Source organism: Aurantimonas sp. HBX-1, from assembly GCF_021391535.1.
Taxonomy (GTDB): domain Bacteria; phylum Pseudomonadota; class Alphaproteobacteria; order Rhizobiales; family Rhizobiaceae; genus Aurantimonas.
Map to the genome: position 1 here is coordinate 1244120 of NZ_CP090066.1, position 19263 is coordinate 1263382.

20 protein-coding genes are annotated in these 19263 nt (G+C 70.4%); 3 read left to right on the plus strand and 17 right to left on the minus strand.

What is annotated here, in order from left to right; translation table 11 throughout:
• Positions 1-6: 6 nt before the first annotated feature.
• Entirely contained in the window at positions 7-1005 is a 999-nt protein-coding gene (locus LXB15_RS05855; protein WP_233951617.1) for a ring-cleaving dioxygenase, read from the minus strand.
• Between the two features lie 137 nt (positions 1006-1142).
• Between LXB15_RS05855 and LXB15_RS05860 the strand changes: the two genes are divergently transcribed.
• Positions 1143-1727 carry a DedA family protein gene (locus LXB15_RS05860; protein ID WP_233951619.1) on the plus strand — a complete coding sequence of 195 codons (585 nt, stop codon included), beginning with the start codon at positions 1143-1145 and terminating at the stop codon, positions 1725-1727.
• 28 nt (positions 1728-1755) lie between these two features.
• Here the strand turns inward: LXB15_RS05860 and LXB15_RS05865 are convergent, their stop codons facing one another.
• From LXB15_RS05865 to LXB15_RS05895, 7 genes are read right to left on the minus strand one after another with little or no spacing between them, the layout of a single operon-like run.
• The gene (locus LXB15_RS05865) at positions 1756-2982 is read right to left on the minus strand and encodes a hypothetical protein (protein WP_233951620.1); all 1227 of its coding nucleotides are present in this window, start codon (positions 2980-2982) and stop codon (positions 1756-1758) included.
• On the minus strand, positions 2976-3614 hold the full coding sequence (locus tag LXB15_RS05870) for a hypothetical protein (RefSeq protein WP_233951621.1): 639 nt from the start codon (positions 3612-3614) through the stop codon (positions 2976-2978). The genes LXB15_RS05865 and LXB15_RS05870 overlap by 7 nt, the downstream gene beginning before the upstream one ends.
• A gap of 1 nt (position 3615) precedes the next feature.
• Positions 3616-4542: a VWA domain-containing protein gene (locus LXB15_RS05875; RefSeq protein WP_233951623.1), complete on the minus strand. Its 927-nt coding sequence runs from the start codon at positions 4540-4542 to the stop codon at positions 3616-3618.
• Positions 4539-5495: a VWA domain-containing protein gene (locus tag LXB15_RS05880; RefSeq protein WP_233951624.1), complete on the minus strand. Its 957-nt coding sequence runs from the start codon at positions 5493-5495 to the stop codon at positions 4539-4541. The genes LXB15_RS05875 and LXB15_RS05880 overlap by 4 nt, the downstream gene beginning before the upstream one ends.
• Before the next feature lie 2 nt (positions 5496-5497).
• Positions 5498-5935, minus strand: a complete 438-nt coding sequence (locus LXB15_RS05885) for a DUF4381 domain-containing protein (RefSeq protein WP_233951626.1) — start codon at positions 5933-5935, stop codon at positions 5498-5500.
• Positions 5919-6860: a DUF58 domain-containing protein gene (locus LXB15_RS05890; RefSeq protein WP_233951627.1), complete on the minus strand. Its 942-nt coding sequence runs from the start codon at positions 6858-6860 to the stop codon at positions 5919-5921. Before LXB15_RS05890 ends, LXB15_RS05885 begins: the two co-directional genes overlap by 17 nt.
• Positions 6860-7864, minus strand: a complete 1005-nt coding sequence (locus tag LXB15_RS05895) for a MoxR family ATPase (protein ID WP_233951629.1) — start codon at positions 7862-7864, stop codon at positions 6860-6862. The genes LXB15_RS05890 and LXB15_RS05895 overlap by 1 nt, the downstream gene beginning before the upstream one ends.
• Before the next feature lie 171 nt (positions 7865-8035).
• Here LXB15_RS05895 and LXB15_RS05900 point away from each other — a divergent pair, with 171 nt between their 5' ends.
• A complete protein-coding gene (locus LXB15_RS05900) occupies positions 8036-8548 on the plus strand; it encodes a metallophosphoesterase (protein ID WP_233951631.1) in 513 nt (170 codons plus the stop codon).
• A gap of 41 nt (positions 8549-8589) precedes the next feature.
• On the opposite strand, the gene LXB15_RS05905 is transcribed toward LXB15_RS05900, so the two are convergent.
• The 8 genes from LXB15_RS05905 to LXB15_RS05940 all read right to left on the minus strand — a co-directional run bounded on the left by LXB15_RS05905 (position 8590) and on the right by LXB15_RS05940 (position 16161).
• Positions 8590-8775: a hypothetical protein gene (locus tag LXB15_RS05905; protein ID WP_233951632.1), complete on the minus strand. Its 186-nt coding sequence runs from the start codon at positions 8773-8775 to the stop codon at positions 8590-8592.
• Positions 8772-9788 carry a hypothetical protein gene (locus LXB15_RS05910; RefSeq protein WP_233951634.1) on the minus strand — a complete coding sequence of 339 codons (1017 nt, stop codon included), beginning with the start codon at positions 9786-9788 and terminating at the stop codon, positions 8772-8774. Before LXB15_RS05910 ends, LXB15_RS05905 begins: the two co-directional genes overlap by 4 nt.
• A gap of 4 nt (positions 9789-9792) precedes the next feature.
• Entirely contained in the window at positions 9793-10872 is a 1080-nt protein-coding gene (locus LXB15_RS05915; RefSeq protein ID WP_233951635.1) for a formate dehydrogenase subunit gamma, read from the minus strand.
• Between the two features lie 7 nt (positions 10873-10879).
• On the minus strand, positions 10880-11476 hold the full coding sequence (fdh3B, locus tag LXB15_RS05920; RefSeq protein ID WP_233951637.1) for a formate dehydrogenase FDH3 subunit beta: 597 nt from the start codon (positions 11474-11476) through the stop codon (positions 10880-10882).
• A 15-nt stretch (positions 11477-11491) separates the two neighbouring features.
• Positions 11492-14431 carry a formate dehydrogenase subunit alpha gene (locus LXB15_RS05925; protein WP_233951639.1) on the minus strand — a complete coding sequence of 980 codons (2940 nt, stop codon included), beginning with the start codon at positions 14429-14431 and terminating at the stop codon, positions 11492-11494.
• Between the two features lie 7 nt (positions 14432-14438).
• Positions 14439-14666, minus strand: coding sequence for a formate dehydrogenase (locus tag LXB15_RS05930; protein ID WP_233951640.1), 228 nt, complete (start codon positions 14664-14666; stop codon positions 14439-14441).
• A 51-nt stretch (positions 14667-14717) separates the two neighbouring features.
• Positions 14718-15356, minus strand: a complete 639-nt coding sequence (locus LXB15_RS05935; protein WP_233951642.1) for a molecular chaperone — start codon at positions 15354-15356, stop codon at positions 14718-14720.
• Between the two features lie 115 nt (positions 15357-15471).
• Complete coding sequence (locus LXB15_RS05940; RefSeq protein ID WP_233951643.1) at positions 15472-16161, minus strand: DUF3306 domain-containing protein; 690 nt, start codon at positions 16159-16161, stop codon at positions 15472-15474.
• A gap of 23 nt (positions 16162-16184) precedes the next feature.
• On the opposite strand from LXB15_RS05940, the gene LXB15_RS05945 reads away from it, so the two are divergent.
• Positions 16185-17456: a c-type cytochrome gene (locus LXB15_RS05945; RefSeq protein WP_233951644.1), complete on the plus strand. Its 1272-nt coding sequence runs from the start codon at positions 16185-16187 to the stop codon at positions 17454-17456.
• Positions 17457-17474: 18 nt separating this feature from the next.
• Here LXB15_RS05945 and LXB15_RS05950 read toward each other — a convergent pair whose 3' ends face one another.
• Positions 17475-19220 carry a 4Fe-4S dicluster domain-containing protein gene (locus LXB15_RS05950; RefSeq protein WP_233951645.1) on the minus strand — a complete coding sequence of 582 codons (1746 nt, stop codon included), beginning with the start codon at positions 19218-19220 and terminating at the stop codon, positions 17475-17477.
• Positions 19221-19263: the final 43 nt, after the last annotated feature.

Here is a 19263-nt window from a genome sequence, read left to right on the forward strand (position 1 = left end):
GAGCGCTCAGTCCGATCCGCCGTAATCGGCATCCGCGACATCCTCGAACGCCGATCGGACCCCTCCACCGGTTCGGCCGGGGTGGAGCGGCGGCAGGGCCGCCTCGATCCGCTGGCGGAAGGGTTCGAACCGGGCGGGCAGTTTCAGCGATCCGCCGAGTTCCGCCGGCGTCTCGTCGATGGTGAAGCCGGGAATGTCGGTGGCGATCTCGAACAGCACGTGGCCCGGCTCGCGGAAATACACCGAGCGGAAATAGTTGCGGTCCTGCTGTTCGGTGGTGTCGATGCCGTGGTTGTCGACGAGGCGGCGCACCATCGCGGCCTGCGCCGCATCGTCGGCGGCCCGGAAGGCGACGTGATGCACCGATCCGCCGCCCTGGCGCGGCTTCAGGAAGTCGCCGACCGCCCTTATGTCGACGATGCCGCCCACCGTCGCGCCGCTCTGGTAGCGGGTCAAGAAGCCTTCGCTCGCCGTCTGCGCAAAGCCCAGCACGTCCGTCAGGATGGCGCCGGTCGGGCCTACCTCTTCCAGCAGCAGGCTGACGGAGTGGAGGCCGCGAAGCGCGTGCTCGGCCGGCACCCCGCCATCCGCATAGGCCGGCTCGGCCTCGATGCCGGGCACCGCGACGAGGGCGAGGCGGGTCCCGTCGGGGTCGCGGAAGGGCAGGACCGTCTCGCCGAAGCGCCGCTCCAGCGGCTGGTGGTCGACGCCCTTGTCGATGAAGCGGTGCGTCCAGTAGCCGATGGCGCCCTGCGGCACGCGGTACGCGGTCTCCTGGGTCTCGCCGATGCCGAGGCGGCCCGGGGCGACATTCTCCCAGGGAAAGAAGGTGATGAGGCTGCCGGGCGTGCCCGTCTCGTCGCCGTAATAGAGATGGTAGGCGCCGGAATCGTCAAAATTGACGGTCTTCTTGACCAGCCGAAGGCCGAGAACCGTCGTGTAGAACGCGACGTTGCGCGCGGCCGGGCCGGCGATCGCGCTCACGTGATGAATGCCTGCGGTCATGTCCTGCGCCTGTTCCGGTTGGTCCCGCTATCGTCCGCCCTCATGATAGGTCCAACGTCGTCCGGCCGGAATAGCCGGCGGGGTGGCGCCCGCCACCGTCCGCCGCTGCGGCCCTCTCTGGAGAGGACACCGCTCGGGTGAATCTCGCCGACCTCATTGCCCACTACGGGCTCGCCGCGCTGTTCGTCGGCTCCGGCCTCGAGGGCGAGACGGTCGTGGTGTTCGGCGGCCTGATGGCGCATCGCGGGTTCTTCGGCTTCGGGCCGGCGGTCCTCGCCGCCGCGGCGGGATCGTTCATCGCCGACCAGATATTCTTCGCGCTGGGAAGACGCTACCGCGACACGCGCCTGGTGCGGCGGATCCGCGAACGGCCCGGCTTCCGGCGCGCGCTGCGGACATTCGAACGCTATCCGAACCTGTTCATCTTCGGCTTCCGCTTCGTCTACGGGCTGCGCACCGTCAGCCCCGTGGCGATCGGGACGACGGATGTCTCCGCCTGGCGCTTCGTCGCGGTGAATGCGGTGGCCGCCTGTACCTGGGCCGCGACCTTCGTCTCGCTCGGCTATCTGTTCAGCCGGTCGATCGAGGCGGTGATGGGACGTCTCGGCCCGGTCGAGCATTGGGCGATCGGCGCGGTGGGCGTCGCGCTGCTGCTGGTGCTCTTGATCCGCTTCGCGCGGCGACGACGGGCCGGGCCCTTGTCCGGTATGGAAAAGGACTGACGCGCCGGGGTGCCGCGCGTCGGCTCGCTCACTTCGCCGGACGCTCTCCCGCGGTCGGGCGGCGGCCCAGCATGGAACGCACGAAGGCCTTGAGGTCGAACCCGGCGGCCGCAGGCTCTCGCCCGTAGAGATGCCGGTCCAGCGCGAACAGGGCTTGCCGGCGCGCCGCGCGCTGCGCGCCGGCGGAGCGCGCCGCCAGGCCACTGGCGGCCCTGCGCGAGGCCGGCAGGTCGCCGCGCCGCGCCGCGCGGCGAAGCATCCGGGCGTCGCGGTCCGGCAGGACGCGCCGGACGAGTCTCGCGAGTTCAGCGCGGCTGCGCAGCCGGCGGCCCGGCAGGCCGAGCGCCAGCACCGCCAGGAAGCTGCCAGCGCCCGCCAGCAGCGCGGCATTGGCGACGAAGAAGCCCGCCACGCCGCTGGCCGGCGGTTCGGCCATCGCGGCGAAGGCGATGCGCTGGGAGTTCAGCACGACGTCGCGCATCTGGCGGCTGGAGGTGTCGAACCAGGGGATGTGGAAGGCCTCCAGCCGGCCGGGCTCCGACGACACCGGCCGCATCCGCCACTTCCAGACGACGGTCGAAACCGGGCCGTTCTCGGTCAGCTCCACGCTGCGCTGCTCCGGCGCGATGAAGGAAATGAGCCACGGCGCCAGCATCTTGGGCGGCGGGGGCAGGGCGTTCGCCGGAACCCCGGTCGCCTCGATCCGCACGGTGCGGGTCGCCGTCTCACCGTTGGCGAGCATCGCCGGGTCGCGGTCCCATTCGTCGCTGTAGGTCAGCGAGCGGGCCGGAAGCCACCAGCCGCCGATCGTGGCGGGACGCGGGTCCACTTTCACGGTGACCGGCGGCGACACGACGTCGTGGACGAAACGCTCGCCGTTCGCGGCGACCAGCGTCAGGCGATGGATGAAGGGCGCGATGGTCAGGTCGCCCGCGGTCTCCGGATAGAGCGCCAGGCGCCGCTCGTAGACGGTGAGCTGGCGACCCTCGATCCGCTGCGTCGTCCAGCTGTCGCGGCCGAGCTGGACCCAGCCGAAATTGCGCAGATCCGGTTGCACCAGCCTCTCCAGGCCGACCGTGACGTCGTAGAGGCCGCGCACCGTGATCAGGATCATCTCGCCCTCGAAGGGCGTCGCCGGAAGCGGATCGATCTCCACCGTCAGTCGGGCGTCGCGCGCCGCGACTTCCGGCGCGGCGGCGGCCGGCATGGCGAGGGCAAGGACCAGCAACAGCGTCCGCAGCGCAAGACCTACCATGCGGTGTCCTCCGGCGGGTTGGCGAGGCCGAGATCCAGGCGCCGCTCCTGCTCGGCCTGCAGCCGGAGCTTCAGATACAGCCCGGGATCGTCGGGAAGGGTGGTCAGCCAGGCTTCGCTGGCGGCAACCGCCTGGCCGGTGCGCGGGCGCACCACCGAGCGCTGCTCGGCCAGCGTCAGGGTGCTGGGCGCCGCCTGCTGCGGCACGGCGGCATCGGACGTCGGTGCGTCGGCGGTCGCGGCGATGCCATCGATCGTGTTGGCCTCGCCGATGATCGGGTCGACGAAGCGGGCGACGAGATCGCGGTTGAAACGCGCGTCGGCATCGGTCGCATCGAGGAACAGCACCGCGTCGAAATAGGCGACGGACTCGGGGTAGCGCCCGAGGGCGGCGAGCGACATGGCGCGGTTGAAGGTCGCGGAGCGTCCGGCCTCGCGGAACGCATCGTCGGAGGCGGCGTAGTCACCGGCCTCGAACAAAGCGATGCCCCGCGTGACCGGGTCGTCGGCGAGCCGTGCCGCGATGCCGGGCACGCCCGCCGACAGCGCCAGACGGGCGAAGGGTGCCGGGCCGGCGATCATGGCGGCAACGAAGGCCAGAGCGAGGAACGCCACGGGGAGGAAGCGGGCCATCTCAGCTCGTCCTGCGAAACAGTGCTAGCGCCGGGAACAGCGCCAGGACGAGGAGGTAACGGCCGTAGTCGGTGACGAACAGCACGGCGTAGTCGCTGGATTCCAGCCGGCTCGCCGCCCGCCGGCCGATGCCGTCGGCCACCGCCCAGGGGGCGCTGGCCGCGGCATGGAAGCCGTCGCCGGCCTCGGCCAGGCGGCGCAGGCCGTCGGGATCGGGCACCGGCATGTCGCCGGGGCGGAGGCTTGGCTCGACGAAGATCGTCGAGACGTGCATGGCGGCCTCCCGCATCGCCTCGGCCTCGGCGAAGGCGGCGGGGCCGATGCCGTCGCCGTCGGTGACCAGCACCACGTCGCCACTGAGGATTTCCGCCTCTTCCAGCGTCCGGCGGGCGAGTGCCAGCGCCCGGTCGGGGCGGCTGCCGGGGGCGGGCACGGTCTCGGCGTCGAGCACCGCGAGCGTCGAGCCGAGGGCTTCCGGATCGGTCGTGAACGCCGTCGCAACGAAGGCCTCGCCGGCATAGACGATGAGCATGACCGGCCGCGAGCCGGCGCTCTGCAGCACCAGTTGCGCCGCCGCCTTGGCGTCGTCCATCTCGCCGCCTTCGGCGACCGAGCGGGAGACGTCCACGGCGAGGACGATCCCGTCGAGATTGCGGAAGGTCGGCGGATCGCCGTCCCGGACGCCGGGTCCGGCGAGGGCCAGCACGATCGGGGTGGCGACGAGGATCGGCAGCCAGGCCCGCCGCGCGGCGCCCGGCACGATCCGGCCGAGCTTCTGCATCGCTGCCAGTAGTTTCGGGTCGACGGCGCGCTCCCAGCCGGCGAGGCCGCGCGAGCGTCGCGCGACGATGGTGGCGATCAGCGCGACCAGCGGCAAGGCGAGCAGCCAGTAGGGCCGCAGCAGCATGAAACCCAGAACGTCGCTCATGCCAGGCGCCTTCCGCCGATGATCAGGCCGATCGCCAGCAGCAGCGCCAGCACACCCGGATAGACCCAGTAGGCTCTATATACCTGGGCGGCCGGCCGGTCGAAGGCGCTGGTCTCCAGCGCGTCGATCGCCCGAGTCACCCTCTCGAGGTCGGCGGTGGTGCGGACGCGAAACGTCTCGCCGCCGCTCTCGTTGGCGATCGAGCGGAGCGTCGCCGTGTCGACGGCGTCGCGCGACTGCGGCGCGGTTTCGAGGTCTTCGGGGCCGAGCGCGATCGTGTGGACGCGCACGCCCAGCCGGCTGGCCAGCGCCCCGGCGTCGTCGGGCTGCACGGTGCCGGCGTTGTTTGCGCCGTCGGAGAGCAGGATCACCACGCGCGAGGCCGCATCGGAGCGCTCCAGCCGCTTCATCGCCAGGCCGAGCCCGTCGGCGATCGCGGTGGACCGGCCGGAAATGCCGATCGTCGCCTCCTCGATCGTGCGGGCGACGGATTCGACGTCGAAGGTCAGCGGCGCCGCGAAATAGGCGGTCTCGGCGAAGATCACCAGCCCGACCCGGTCGCCGGCGCGGCTGCGCACGAAGCCGGACGCGACGCGCTTGACCGCGTCGAGGCGGGTGACCGGCGCGCCGTCGAGGGTGAAATCCTCCTTCTCCATGCTGCCGGAAAGATCGATCGACAGGACGATGTCGCGGCCGGTGGTCGGCAGCGCCGCGACGGGCTCCAGCCGCTGTGGGCCGGCGAGCGCCACGACCAGCGCCAGCCACAGCAGCGCCGGCAGGAGGCGCCGGGCACGGGCCCGCACCCCGTCGGCGGCCCCGGCCGCGAGACGCTCGGCGATCGAGTCGGGGACGATCAGGGCGCCGGTGGCGGCGCGGCGCGCCGGCAGCAGCAGGAGTGCCAGCAGCGGCAGGGGCAGCAGCAGAAAGGCGTAAGGGAACGCGAAGCTCCACATGATCAGGCTCCCTGGCCGGATCGGCGAAGCGTTCCGGCGAAGGCGAGGATGGCGGCGTCGATCGCGTCAGGATCGGCCGCGGCGCCTGGCCGGTACAGCGAATCCGCGAGGCTGGCCCGGGCCCGCGTCAGCGCGCTGTCGGCGCGTGCCGGCCGGCGGCTCCCCCGTCCGCGCTCCGCGGCGAGACGATCGAGGAGGACGGCCTGCCGGAACAGCCGCTCTTCGCCGGAGAGGCCTCGCGCCCCGGCAAGTTCGCGCCGGGCGACGGTCAGTGGCGTCTCCCGCCGGCGCGTCGCCAGCCGAAGCAGGAGCAGCACCAGCAGCGCCGCAAGGATGCCGAGCGCCGCGGCGGCGAACACGTCCGCCCAGGCGAAGGCCTGCCATTCGGGCGGCAGGCGCAGCGGCCGCAACTGTGCGATCAGGTCAGGATCGGCCGGCATCGAAGCCCTTCGCGAATTCAACCAGCGACTGCGCCATCGCCTCAGGTTCGGCATCGGCGTCGATCGTCCGGACCTCGGCGCCCAGGCGCTCGAGCCGCGCAAGGCGCGGGTCGGAAGCGGAAACGGACGTGTCGCGGCCGGTGACGTAAGCCCAGCGCAGCGTCGAGCCAGCGCCCGACAGGAACGGGTAGGCGCCCCTCGGCGGGGCCGTCTCGAAGCGGTCGCGCACCAGCAGCGCGACCAGCCGGGCGCGGCGCCGCAGGGCGGACATCAGCGGGTCGAATTCCGGCCCCGGCGTGTCGAGCCCCGTCGCCAGATATAGCGTGCCCTCGCGGGGCACGAGCGACACCGCGGCCTCCAGCGCCGTGTCGAGGGTCGGGTCGCCGGAGCGTCCGCCGGCAGCTGCCGCAATCGCATCCGCATGGGCGCGTGCCAGGCCGCCGGCGACGGCGGCCATGCCGCGTTCGCGGCCCCGCGGCGCGACGTAGAGCGGCGCGCCCGCGCCGATCGCGAAGATGCCGACCCGGCCGCCGGCCTCGATCACCCGCCAGCCGGCAAGCGCAAGCGCCATGGCGGCGGCGACCGAGCGCAGCCGGCCGCGGGTGCCCCAGAGCATGGCGGGACGGAAATCAGCGACGAGGAGGGCAGTCTTCTCCCGCTCGTCGCGGAAGGTGCGCACATGCGTCCGGCCGGTGCGCGCCGTCGCGGCGGCGTCGACATGGCGGATGTCGTCGCCTTCCGAGAACGGCCGGACGTCGACGATCTCCAGCCCGTTGCCGCGGCGCTTGCCGGCAAAGCCGCCGGGCCTGCCGGTGGGGGCGAGGCCGCGTTCGGGGATGTGGCGGACGAGGTGGCGGAGGCGGAACAGTTCGTCCGCGTCGACCTCGGCGCCGGTGGTGGCCGGTTCCGGCAGGATGCGGCTCATCAGAGCGGCTGGACGATGTCGAGCAGGCGGGTAACGAGGCTGCGGGCCGTGACCCCGTCGGCCGCCGCCCGCCATGTCGGGACCAGCCGGTGCGCGAGGATGTCCGGCGCGAGTTCCGCCACGTCCTCCGGCACCGCGTAGTCGCGGCCGTGGAGATAGGCGCGCGCCTTCGCCGAGGCGGCAAGCGACAGCGTGCCGCGCGGCGACACCGGATGCTCGATGGCGCGGCGGATCTCCGGCGCCGGCTGTTCCTCGCGCGTCGCCATTACCAGGCGAACGATATAATCCTTGAGAGCCGGGGCGAGGTGGACCTGCGCGGCGGCGCGGCGCGCCGCGACGATGGCGGCGGCGGTGACCGGATGCGGCATGCTGGGCGCGGCGCCGCTCGCCTCGCGCTCGACGAGGTCGAGGATCGAGAGCTCCGAACTCGCATCCGGCATGTGCACCAGCACATGCATCAGGAAGCGGTCGAGCTGCGCCTCGGGCAGCGGGAAGGTGCCCTCGTGCTCGATCGAGTTCTGGGTGGCGACGACCATGAACGGCTCGGGGAGCTTGTAGGTCACCCCGCCCGCCGTCACCTGGTTCTCGGCCATCGCCTCGAGCAGCGCCGACTGCACCTTCGGCGGCGCGCGGTTGATCTCGTCGACCAGGACCAGGGAATGGAAGACCGGCCCCTCGACGAACTCGAAGACGCCGCTCTCCGGGCGGAAGACCTGGGTTCCGGTGAGGTCGGCCGGCATCAGGTCGGGCGTGCACTGGATGCGTGAGAAGGACGATTCCAGCCCGTCCGCGAGGCGCTTCACGGCCCGCGTCTTGGCAAGACCGGGAGGGCCTTCGATCAGCAGGTGGCCGCCGGTCAGAAGCCCGATCATCAGCCGCTCGACCAGCGGCTGATGCCCGATCAGCCCGGCCTCGACGGCGCGCTGCAGCGCGGCGAGCGCGTGGTCGCCGCCGGAAGCCTCCGGAAGGGTCTCGACGGGGCGTGGCTTGGGAACTTGCTGCATGGCACTGCCGATCCTGACGTGGTTCTTCGACGTCGGGGGTCGGTGCCACTCCCCCAGACTCACCCATTATGTCGCAAGCGCCGACGCAAAGGTAGGGGAACCTTTGCTTTCACCGTCGGCATCTCCCGCCCGGCTGGCGGCGAGCCGCCGGAGCTGTTACCGCACCGACCCATGTTCTTCACCGCCGACACGCATTTCAACGATCCGCGCATCCTGCGCATCGACCGGCGTCCGTTCCCGGACCTCGCGACACATGACGAGGCGCTGATCGAAAACTGGAACCAGACGGTCGGCACGGACGACATCGTCTGGCATCTCGGCGATTTCGCGCGCGGCGACGCTGCGATGAAATCGGCGCTGCTGGCGCGGCTCAACGGCCGCAAGCAACTGATCGTCGGCAACAACGACGACGCCACGACGATCGACGCGGCCGGATGGGAGAGCGTCCAGACCTACAAGGAGATCACCGTCGAGGGGAGGCTGGTGATCCTCTGCCATTACGCGTTCCGGACCTGGAACCAGATGGGCAAGGGCTCCATCGACCTGCACGGGCACTCGCACGGCAAGCTCAAGCCGCTGACGCGCCAGTACGACGTGGGGGTCGACGCCTGGAACTTCCGGCCCGTGACCCTGTCGCAGATCCTGGCGGCGCGGCGCAAACGCGCGGGCCCGGTCGCCGAATAGCGGCCGGCGCGATCCGCAAAAGCATCGCTGACGAGGGCCGTTCAGCCCTCGATTTCGGCCAGCTCGTTGTCGCTCCAGTCGCCAACCAGATTATGGCCGGGATCGCCGACCCGGACACTATTGGTGCTGTAGCGCTCGTAAGCCGGACGCTGCGCTTCCGACAGCGCGAACGAGGCCACGACGGCGATGACGCCTGCGATCAGAATTCCCGAAACGATGGCTTTCACTGGTTCACTCCGGGGCTGGCCGGGGTCGCCGCCGGGGCGGCGGGAGCGGCCATCTGCTGGTACTGCATGTCGAGGGCCGCGAGGGCGATGAGCGCCGGCGGCATGTCGACGCCTTCGCGGCGCATCGAGCGGGCGGCCTCCTGGCATCCCGCGATGTCGTTGGCGTCGGCCAGAGCCTGGCCCTCCGCAAGCGACATCGTCGGCGCCTTCTTCTGCGGTTCAGGCGTGGTCGGGATGGGCGCGCTCAGGCCGGAGGTCTGCGGTGCATTCTGGCCCGAACCCTCCGCAACGGGCGCGTTGGTCGAGACCGGCGCCTCGACGGCGGCGCCGGCCTGATTGGACGAGTCCTGGGCAGACCCGCCTTCCGACTCCTCGGCGACGGTCTCGCCGTCTCTGGCCGTCGGCTGTACTTCGCTGTCCAGCGCGCCCTCTTCGACCGGCGCTTCGGCATCGCCGGGAGCGGCGGGCGGCGCCTCGGCCGTATCGGTGGGCGCCGCCGGCTCTGGCTGCCCTGCTGCGGCCGGCTGCGCTTCGGCTTGAGCGGCCGGAGCGGGCTGGCCCGCGGCAGCTGGTGCTGCCTGGCCCGGTGCGGCCGCAGCCGCCTGTTGGCTCGCGGCCGGAGCCGGCTGGCCTGGGGCGGCCGGCGGAGCAGCGGGCGCGGCCTGACCTGCGGGCGCGGTCGCCGGCTCGGGCGGCTTCGGCGTCAGGAAGGTCACGAGTTCCGTACAGAGATTGGCAGGGCCGGTGGTGGCGGCTGCCGCCTCGGTCGTTGCCGGCGCGCCGGCAGCGGGTGCCTGAGCGGCGGCCGCAGGCGCGGGTGCCGCAGGTGCCGGTGCAGCCGCCGCGGGTGCGGATGGCTGTGCGGCGGAGGGTGCGGCCTGCGCCGGCGGCGCCTGCGTCGCGGCGGCCGGCGGTGCCGGCGTGGTCGCGGCCGGCGGCGTCGCCGTCTGCGCCAGCGCCAGCGGTGCGGCCGTCGAGGCGGCGAGAAGGATCATCAGTCGCGTAAGGCGCATGTCGTCACTCCGCCGGCGTCGCGTCGGGACGCAGCTGTGCGCCCTTGGCCGTCTTGGCCTGCTCTTCCTCGACCCACAGGCTGTGATGGGTGCGGGCCCAGCCGAGATCGACCTTGCCGCTGCCCATCGCGTCGTAGGCGCCCTCCATGCCGAGCGAGCCGATATAGATGTGGGCGATGATGACGGCGATCAGCAGCACGCCGATGATGGCGTGCACGTACTGGGCCATCTGCATGCCGTTGATGTCGAGCGCCGAGAACGGGAACAGCATCAGGACGCCGGACACCGACAGAGCGAGGCCGCCCAGCGCCACCGACCAGAAGATGACCTTCTGCCCGGCGTTGAAGCGCCTCGCAGGCGGATGACGGTCGCCGACCAAGCCGCCATATTCCTTGATCCAGCGCATGTCGGTCTTCGAGGGAATGTTGTCCTTGATCCAGACGACGATCATGAACACGAGCCCCAGCATGAAGGCCCACGAGACGTAATTGTGGACGTACTTGCTCCACTGGCTCATCGCGCCGAAGGCGTCGGCGCCGATCAGCGGGAACAGCAGCCGCTTGCCGAAGATGTAGTTGAGGCCGGTCAGTGCCAGCAGGATGAAGGCGGTGGCCGTCATCCAGTGGTTGAAGCGCTCGAAGAAGCTGAAGCGCAGGATCTTCCGTCCGGTGATCTCGCCCGGCTCCATCATGATCCGGCCGCGGGTGAAGTAGAAGATCGCCAGAAGGGCGATCATGCCGAGGATCGCAAGACCGCCGATCCACGGCAGCCAGCCCTCGCGGAAGGAGCGATACTCGCGTCCCTGCGGCTGTTCGAGAACCGCGGCCTTGGCGTCGGGGATCGAGACGCGCCCGTCGATGCGCCCGCCCTGCAGCGCGTTCAGGAGCTGCTGCTCCGTCGGCGACTCGGCGGTGGGGTTGGCGCCGCTCGGGTCGACGCCGTCAGGCAGCGCCCCGCCCGGCGGATCGATGGATTCGGTGCGCGTCGGCGTGTTGCCGTCGGTGATCTGCGCCATCGCCGGCAGGCTAGCGATGGTGGCCAGTCCCAGTGTCGCCCCGAAGGCGAGCGTGCGGATGATGTTCATCGCCGTCTCATGCCCCCAGGGTTTCGCGATAGGCCGTCTGCCAGCCCCAGGCGCCGGTGCCGTAGCCGCGCTGCGCCACCCGCTCCTTGTAGATCGTCGCGATGATCTCGCCGTCGCCGGCGAGCAGCGACTTGGTCGAGCACATCTCGGCGCACATCGGCAGCTTGCCTTCCGCCAGCCGGTTCTTGCCGTACTTGGCGTACTCGATCTCCGAGCTGTCGGCTTCCGGACCGCCGGCGCAGAAGGTGCACTTGTCCATCTTGCCGCGCGAGCCGAAATTGCCGACCCGCGGATATTGCGGGGCGCCGAACGGGCAGGCGTAGAAGCAGTAGCCGCAGCCAATGCACAGGTCCTTGGAATGCAGGACGACGCCGTCGGCGGTGGTGAAGAAGCAGTCGACCGGGCACACCGCCGCGCAGGGCGCGTCGGTGCAGTGCATGCAGGCCATCGACACCGAGCGTTCGCCCGGCTTGCCGTCGTTGAGCGTCACCACCCGCCGCCGGTTGATGCCCCACGGCACGTCGTGCTCGTTCTTGCAGGCCGTGACGCAGGCATTGCACTCGATGCAGCGGTCCGCGTCGCAGAGGAATTTCATCCGCGCCATTGTCTTGTCGCCTCCTTAAGCCGCTGCGATCTGGCAGAGCACAACCTTGGTTTCCTGCATGCCCGTCACCGGATCGAATCCGTAGGTCGTCAGGGCGTTCACCGGTTCACCCAGCACCAGCGGATCGGTCCCGGCCGGATAGTGCGACCGCCAGTCTTCGCCCTGGTAATGGCCCGAGAAGTGGAAGGGCATGAACGCCACGCCCGGCCCGACGCGCTCGGTAACGAGGGCCTTCACCCGCGCCCGCGCGCCGTTCTCGGTTCCCGAGACCCACACGACCTGGCCGTCGCTGACACCGCGCGCCGCGGCGTCGGCCGGGTTGATCTCGACGAACATTTCCTGCTGCAGCTCGGCCAGCCAACGGTTCGACCGAGTCTCCTCGCCGCCGCCCTCGTACTCGACCAGGCGGCCGGAGGTGAGGATGATCGGGAATGCCTGCGCGACGTTGCGATCGACCGCCGACTGCTGCACCGACATGCCGATGTTCGGAATGCGGAACTGCATCTCGTCCGGCCGCGTCGGGTACTTGGCGACGAGTTCCGGCCGCGAGGTGTAGATCGGCTCGCGATGGATCGGCACCGGATCCGGCAGGTTCCATGCAACGACGCGGGCCTTGCCGTTGCCGTAGTGCATGACGCCGTGATCCATGCAGACGCGCTGGATGCCGCCGGACAGATCCGTCGCCCAGCTGACCGCGTCCGGCTTGTCGGCGCCGATCCGCAGGATCGTGGCGCGCTCTTCCGGCCGCAGGTCGGTGTCCCAACCGAGCTTGCGCAGGATGCCGTAGTTGATTTCCGGATAGCCGTCGGTGAGTTCGGAGCCCTTCGAGAACGAATCCTCCGCCAGCAGCGTCACGCCGTTGCGCTCGACGCCGAAGCGGGCGCGGAACGTGCCGCCGCCTTCCCACACCGGCACGTCGGTCCGGTAGAGGATCGGCGATCCCGGATGCTTCATCTCGGGCGTGCCCCAGCACGGCCAGGGCAGGCCGTAATACTCGCCCCCCACGTCGGGCGTGTCGGCGGGCGCGCGCAGCGTGACGAGGTCGAACTTGTCCTGGTTGCGCATGTGCGCCTTGAGGCGCTCGGGGGACTGCCCGCAATAGCCGGTGGAGAAGCCGCCGCGGTTGATCTCGCGCAGGATGTCCTCGGCGAGCACATGGCCGCCCTCGACCGCGATGTTCTTGAACATCTCGGCGCCGAAGCCGAGCTTCTCGGCGAAATCATAGATCACGTCGTAGTCGTTGCGGGCCTCGAAGGCCGGCTCGACGATCTTCTCGCCCCACTGCAGCGAGCGGTTGGATGCCGTGCGCGAGCCGTCGCACTCCAGCGAGGTGGCGATCGGCAGGAGATAGGTGCCGTTGCGACGGCCCTTGATCGCGCCGAAAGTCGTGGCGTGCGGGTCGGCGACGACCAGCAGCTCGAGCTTCTCCAGCGCCTTCATCATCTCCGGCATGCGCGTCACGGTGTTGCCGCCGTGACCCATGATGAACATACCGCGCAGCGCCGAGCGCTGGTCGATGTCCTCCTCCGGCAGGTTCACCGCGTCGAACCACCTCGTGGAGGTGATGCCCGGGGTCTCCATGTTGTCCTTGCGCGACCGGGCCTTGCGCCCGCCCTTGGCGGGAACCTCGTCGAAGCGGCTCTGCAGCCACTCGTATTCGACTTCCCAGACGCGGGACCAGTGCTTCCAGCCGCCCTCGGTGAGGCCGTAGTAGAGCGGCAGCGACGTGACATCGAGGCCGAGATCGGTCGCGCCCTGCACGTTGGTGTGGCCGCGGAAGATGTTGGCGCCGGTGCCCGGCTTGCCGACGTTGCCGGTCGCCAGGCAGAGGGTGCAGTAGGCCCGCACGTTGGCGGTGCCGACCGTGTGCTGCGTCGCGCCCATGCACCAGATCAGCGTCGACGGCTTCTCCTGGCTGAACAGGTAGGCGACGCGCTTCAGCTGTTCGCCGGGAACGCCGGAGACCCGCTCCACCTCTTCCGGGGTCCACTTGGCGACTTCCTTGCGGACCTCGTCCATGCCGTAGACGCGGGTGCGGATGAACTCCTTGTCCTCCCAGCCGTTCTCGAAGACGTGCCAGAGGATGCCCCAGATCACCGGGATGTCGGTGCCGGAGCGGATGCGGACATATTCGGTGCCGTGCGCCGCGGTGCGGGTGAAGCGCGGATCCACGACGATCATGTTGGCGCGGTTGATTTCCTTGCCGGCCAGCACGTGCTGCATGGCGACCGGATGCGCCTCCGCCGGGTTGCCGCCCATGATGATCATGGTCTTGGCGTTGCGGATGTCGTTGTAGGAGTTGGTCTGGGCGCCGTAGCCCCAGGTGTTGGCGACACCGGCCACGGTCGTGGAGTGGCAGATGCGGGCCTGGTGGTCGACCGAGTTGGTGCCCCAGAAGGCACCGAACTTGCGGAACAGGTAGGCACCCTCGTTGGTGAATTTCGCCGAGCCGAGCATGTACATCGCGTCGGCGCCGGACTGCTCGCGGATCTCGAGCATCTTGTCGCCGATCTCGCCGATCGCCTGCTCCCAGGACAGGCGCTGCCACTCGCCGTCGACGAGCTTCAGCGGGTATTTCAGCCGCCGGTCGCCGAAGACGATCTCGCGGATCGCCGCGCCCTTGGCGCAGTGGGTGCCGCGATTGATCGGGCTCGACCAGCTAGGCTCCTGGCCGGTCCAGACGCCGTTCTGCACCTCCGCGGTCACCGTGCAGCCGACCGAACAGTGCGTGCAGATGTTCTTCTTGATGGTGATCTCGACGCCGGGCATCGGCGCGGGGATGGCCGCGTCTGCCTTGCGCACGGCGCCGGGCATCATCGATCCGAAAGCCGCGAGGCCGCCGACCGCGATCCCCGACTGCTTCAGGAAGGTGCGGCGATCGACGCCCGGCGAACGGGCGCCGGCAGCCACGGGAATCGCGCGGCCGGGCTGGCCGTCTTTGCGCTTGGTGAGCATCGCCGCCTCACTTCCTGTCGAGGGTTTCGTAGCCGTTCGTGCGGTAGAAGGCCTGCACGTCGGCGCTGTCCGGCTGGTACTTGGTCCGCGTCTCGTCCTCGCCGGGATCGTACGCCTCGGCGTCCGTCACCATCGCCGGGGTCATGACCGCGGCGGTCGCGGCCAGGCCGGCGACGCCGGTGGCGCTGCGCAGGAAGGTACGGCGATCGATCGGCTCGCGCTTCTGTGTCGTCATCGTTTCTCTCCCCAAATCCGGCTGGGCGGCCGGACCATGCTTTTTTTGCCTTCAGGCCGCGAGGGCCAGGGCCTCGGCTTCGATGGCCATGAATGTCCGGCCAAGTATGGCCACGTGTCTGTAGAAATTTGCCGCCTCTGCCGCCGCGAGATCGTCGAAGAGGCGTGGCGTCCAGGGCTCGAGATGCGCCCGGAAGAACCCCGACGCGGCATCGTCGGCGGTCCCGAAAGAGCCGTCCAGAAGTCCCGCCATGATCTCGCAGAGGACGCTGACATGGTCCTCCAGCTCGACCGTGCCCGGCTTGCGCTCGATGCCGAGCATGGCGAGGTCCTGACGGAGCCGGGCCAGCGGTTTCTCCTGCATGAAACCGGTCAGATAGAAGGATTCGTACGGCACGATCTCGCCGCGGCCGACGCCGACGAAGAGATGGAAATGCTCGCGTTCCAGCACCGAAGGGCGGGCGGTGCGCGCCGCCTCGGCGAGCGCGGCATGGGCGCGTCCAAGCGGGGTGGCGTCGCCCTGGAGTGCGGCGAGATGCTGCAGCGTCGTCTCGCTCGGCGCCTCGGCCAGCAGCCTGGCCAGCAGGGCGTAGTGGTGCGCCCGGAAGAGGTCGAACGAATGCTGGCTCTCGAACGGCTCAGCGCTGCCGGGGGCCATTGCTGCCGAGACCGCGCGGGGTAGTTCCGTCATTTCCGCACCCGGGAGTGCCTGCATCCGACGCCTTGAATCATGGAACGATCCTAAAGCGCCATGACATGCGCGCCAAGCTCTTTTTGTAGTCATTCCAAACAGGTTGGAGCCAGGTTCAGGAGGGCAGGGCGCCGCCGTGCCGGGTGACGCGTACCGTCTGAATTTGCTCAGCTTTCGCAGGCGGTTCGGCCGTGGCTGGCGGCGCTGCGGGTTCCGTGACGGCGGCCTGCGCCTCCCCCGTTCCGCGATCGGGAACGGGGTCGATCATTTCTTCGTGCTCAACGAGCGGTTCGGCCGGCCTCGGCGGCTCTTCCGGAGCCGGCTCGTAGAGGCCGCGGACGATCTTGCCGACATCGGTGCTCGCCGACAGCGGACCGGAGACGGGCATCCCGCCCGGCACGTTCCAGTCCCAGGCATAGTCGCGGGCATCGCCGACATAGTCGCGGATCGACGGATCGAGGCTCCAGATCCGCCGCAGCGCCCGATTGCGGAGGGCCAGTGGAACACCCTGGCGCAGGAAGCCGGCGATGTCGGGCCAGGCGGTCACGCTGTCGGGATCGGGCAGGGCCGCGAGCTCCTCCTCGGTGATCGGATCGCCCGACGGCTCGGCCACGGCCTCGATCGGCGCCGCGGTATCCCCGGCCTCCGGAACCGGCGCGTCGGCATCGACCGGCTCGGGGGACGCCTCTTCCAGCTTGCGGCGCGACCAGCGCGCGAAGAAATCATTGCTCATGGATGCCATGTTTGCGCGATACCGGCACAATGCAAGCGCCGCGAGCCCTTCTGCAGGGCGCGCTTGGCCCACCGTCGATTGCTCGAGGCCTGCCGATGATCCGCCTGTCGATTGCCCTGCTCGCGGTGCTGCTCGCGCTTTCCGGCCTCCGCGCCGCGGAACTGCGGGGGCATGGCGGGCCGATCCGCGGCCTCGCGGTCGGTGCCGATGGTGCCGCCGCGCTCTCCGGCAGCTTCGATTCGACGGCGATCCGCTGGTCGCTGGCTACGAGTTCCGCCGAGAAGGTGATGCGCTTCCACGACGGTGCGGTGAATGCCGCCGTGCTGCTGCCGGACGGACGGGCGGTCACTGGCGGCGAGGACGGGCGCATCGCCATCTGGCCCGAGGACGGGACAAGACCGGAGCGGATCCTCGAAGGCCATCAGGGTCCGATCGTGGCGCTGTCGCTGTCGCCCGACGGCCGCTCGCTCGGCTCGGCCGCCTGGGACGGCACGGCGCGGGTCTGGCCGCTCGCGGACGAGGGGACGCCGCGAATCCTCGAAGGCCATACCGGCAACGTCAACGGCGTCGCCTATCTCGGCTCGGGCGAGGTCGCGACGATCGGCTACGACGCGACGCTGCGGATATGGCCGGCGACAGGGCCCGTCCGGGTGGTGAATTTTCCGACACCGCTCAACGCACTGGCGCTCGTTCCCGGCCGGGACAGGCTGGCGATCGGCGGCGCCGACGGGCGGCTGCGCCTGGTCGACGCCGGTGGGACGATCCTGGCGGAAGCGGAAATCGCGCCGACACCGGTGATCGCGGTCGCCAGCGACGGCCGGCGCGTCGCCGCGTCCGGCCTGCGCGGCGCCATCGCGATCCTCTCGGCTGACGACCTGGCGCCGGAGCGCACGCTGGTCGGGCCCGGCCTGCCGGTCTGGTCGCTGGCCTTCGTGCCGGGCAGCAACGAGCTCCTGACCGGCGGCAACGACAATGTCATCCGGCGCTGGAACGCCGCGACAGGCGCCAGTCTCGATTCCGGCATCGCCGAGGGCGTCGAGGACCCGCTGGCGCGCTATGCCGGCGATCCCGGCGCCAAGGTCTATCGCGCCTGCGTCGCCTGCCACACGCTGCAGCCCGGCGAGGGGGTGCGGGCGGGCCCGACGCTGCACGGCATCATGGGCCGACGCATCGCCTCCCTGCCGGACTACGACTACTCCGACGCCTTCTCGGGCCACGACATCGTCTGGACGCCGGAGACCGTGGCGCGGCTCTTCGAGATCGGACCGCACGCCTTTACGCCCGGCACGAAGATGCCCGAGCAGACGATCAACCGGGCGGCCGACCGCGATGCGCTGGTCGAGTTCCTGGTCCGCGCGACCCGCTGAGACTTGGAATCAGGACGGTCAGCTATCCCACTGATCCGGATTGGTCTTGTAGTCGTCGGCGGTGCGCGTCTTCGGCCGCTGGGGCCCGGCATAGGGGTCGATCCCCTCGTTGAGCACCGCCTCGACGCGGCAGTCCTCGCACATGCGGATGGCATCCAGCCGCCGGGCGTTCTCGCCGGAGAACATCCAGTGCGAGCCTTCCAGCTTGGCGATGACCCGCTCGATCGTGCTCCTGGTGCCGAAGGGCTTCGCGCAGCTGATGCAGCAGAACGGCTCTTCCTCCTTCAGCGTCCTGCGCGGCGATGCCCAGGCAGCGAAGTCGAGCTGCGGCCGCAGGGTGATCACGTCCTCGGGGCAGGTCGCCTCGCAGAGGCCGCACTGGACGCAGGCGCTTTCCAGGAAACGCAGCATCGGCCGGTCCTCGCCCGCCGACAGCGCGCCGGTCGGGCAGGCGGTGACGCAGGAATGGCAGAGCGTGCAGCCATCGACCTCAACGTCGACGGCGCCGAAGGGCGCGCCCTCGGGCAAGGCCACGACCGGCACCGGCGTCGGTGCGACCTGGTGCAGCATCCCGAGGCTGAGCTCCAGCAGGCCACGCTTGTTGCCGACCGGCTTGAAGGTCGCCGGGTCCGGGCTCGGCGTGCCGAGCGGCAGCAGCGCAAGCCCGGCGAGGACGTCGCCCGGCGCGTCGGCATGCACGATGCTGCAGGCACCTTCGCCATAGCCCAGCGCCTTCGCCGCGTCGGCGGCGAGGGCGACCGTCGCCGCGAGAGTCACGATGCCGTTGCGCGGTTCCCGGCGGGCCAGGATCCGTACCGCGGCGGCGCCGTAGGCGAGCGCGGCGGCAAGGCTCTCGAGGCCGATCTGCTTGATCTCGTTGACCGGGAAAGGCAGGACGTTGGCGGGCAGATCGGCGCCAACCGCCTCGATCAGCGGGGCGCCGACATAGCCGTCGTGGAAGAGCACGACCGCGTCCCGGCCGCCCGCGGCGCGATATTCGAGCAGCAGCGTGCGCAGGCGGTCGAGCTGAACGTCGACGGTCGGCAGCGTGTAGGTGGCAGCGCCAGTCGGGCAGACGGCGGCGCAATTGCCGCAGCCGGCGCAGACGGCGGCGTCGATCGCCACATGGTCGCCCGCCGGCGTGATCGCCTCCATGGCGCAGGCGTCGAGGCAGCGCGTGCAGCCGGTGATGCCGGAGCGCGAATGGGCGCAGAGTTCCTTGCGGTAGGCGACGTAGACCGGCTTGTCGAAGTCGCCGACGAGTTCGGCCGCTTCGGCGACCCGCGCCGACAGCGCCTCGGGGTCGGCGGGATCGGCCTTCAGGTAGCCGTCGCGCGCCTCGTGCGCGGGAAACAGCGGCGCCTCGCCGGAAAGGTCGAGGATCAGGTCGCAGCGCGAGACCGCCCCATCGCGGGGCGCACCGAAGGCGACGCCTCCATCGGCTGCGGGCCGCGGTGGCGCGAACCCGTCGACTGTCGCCTCGTAGGCGCCGAAATGACCCGTCGCCGATACGATGCGGCCGCGGGCCACCGGAAAGGGCAGCGGTGCCGGGATCGTGATGTTTGCCGTATCCGTCAGCAGCACGGTCACGTCGAGGGTTTCGGCCAGGCGCTGGCCCGCCTCGATCGCGGTCATGTCGCGCCCGTAGACCAGCACGACGCCGTCGCTGTGCAAAGCGAGGAGCGGCGGTTCTGGAAGGGTCAGGGCGGAAAGGGCCGAACGGGCTATGTCTCGCGGAATGACGTCCGCTTCGGTAAAGGTCACGGTTCGGAGAGTCTCCTTGGCGCGAGCATCATGCGCAATGGCG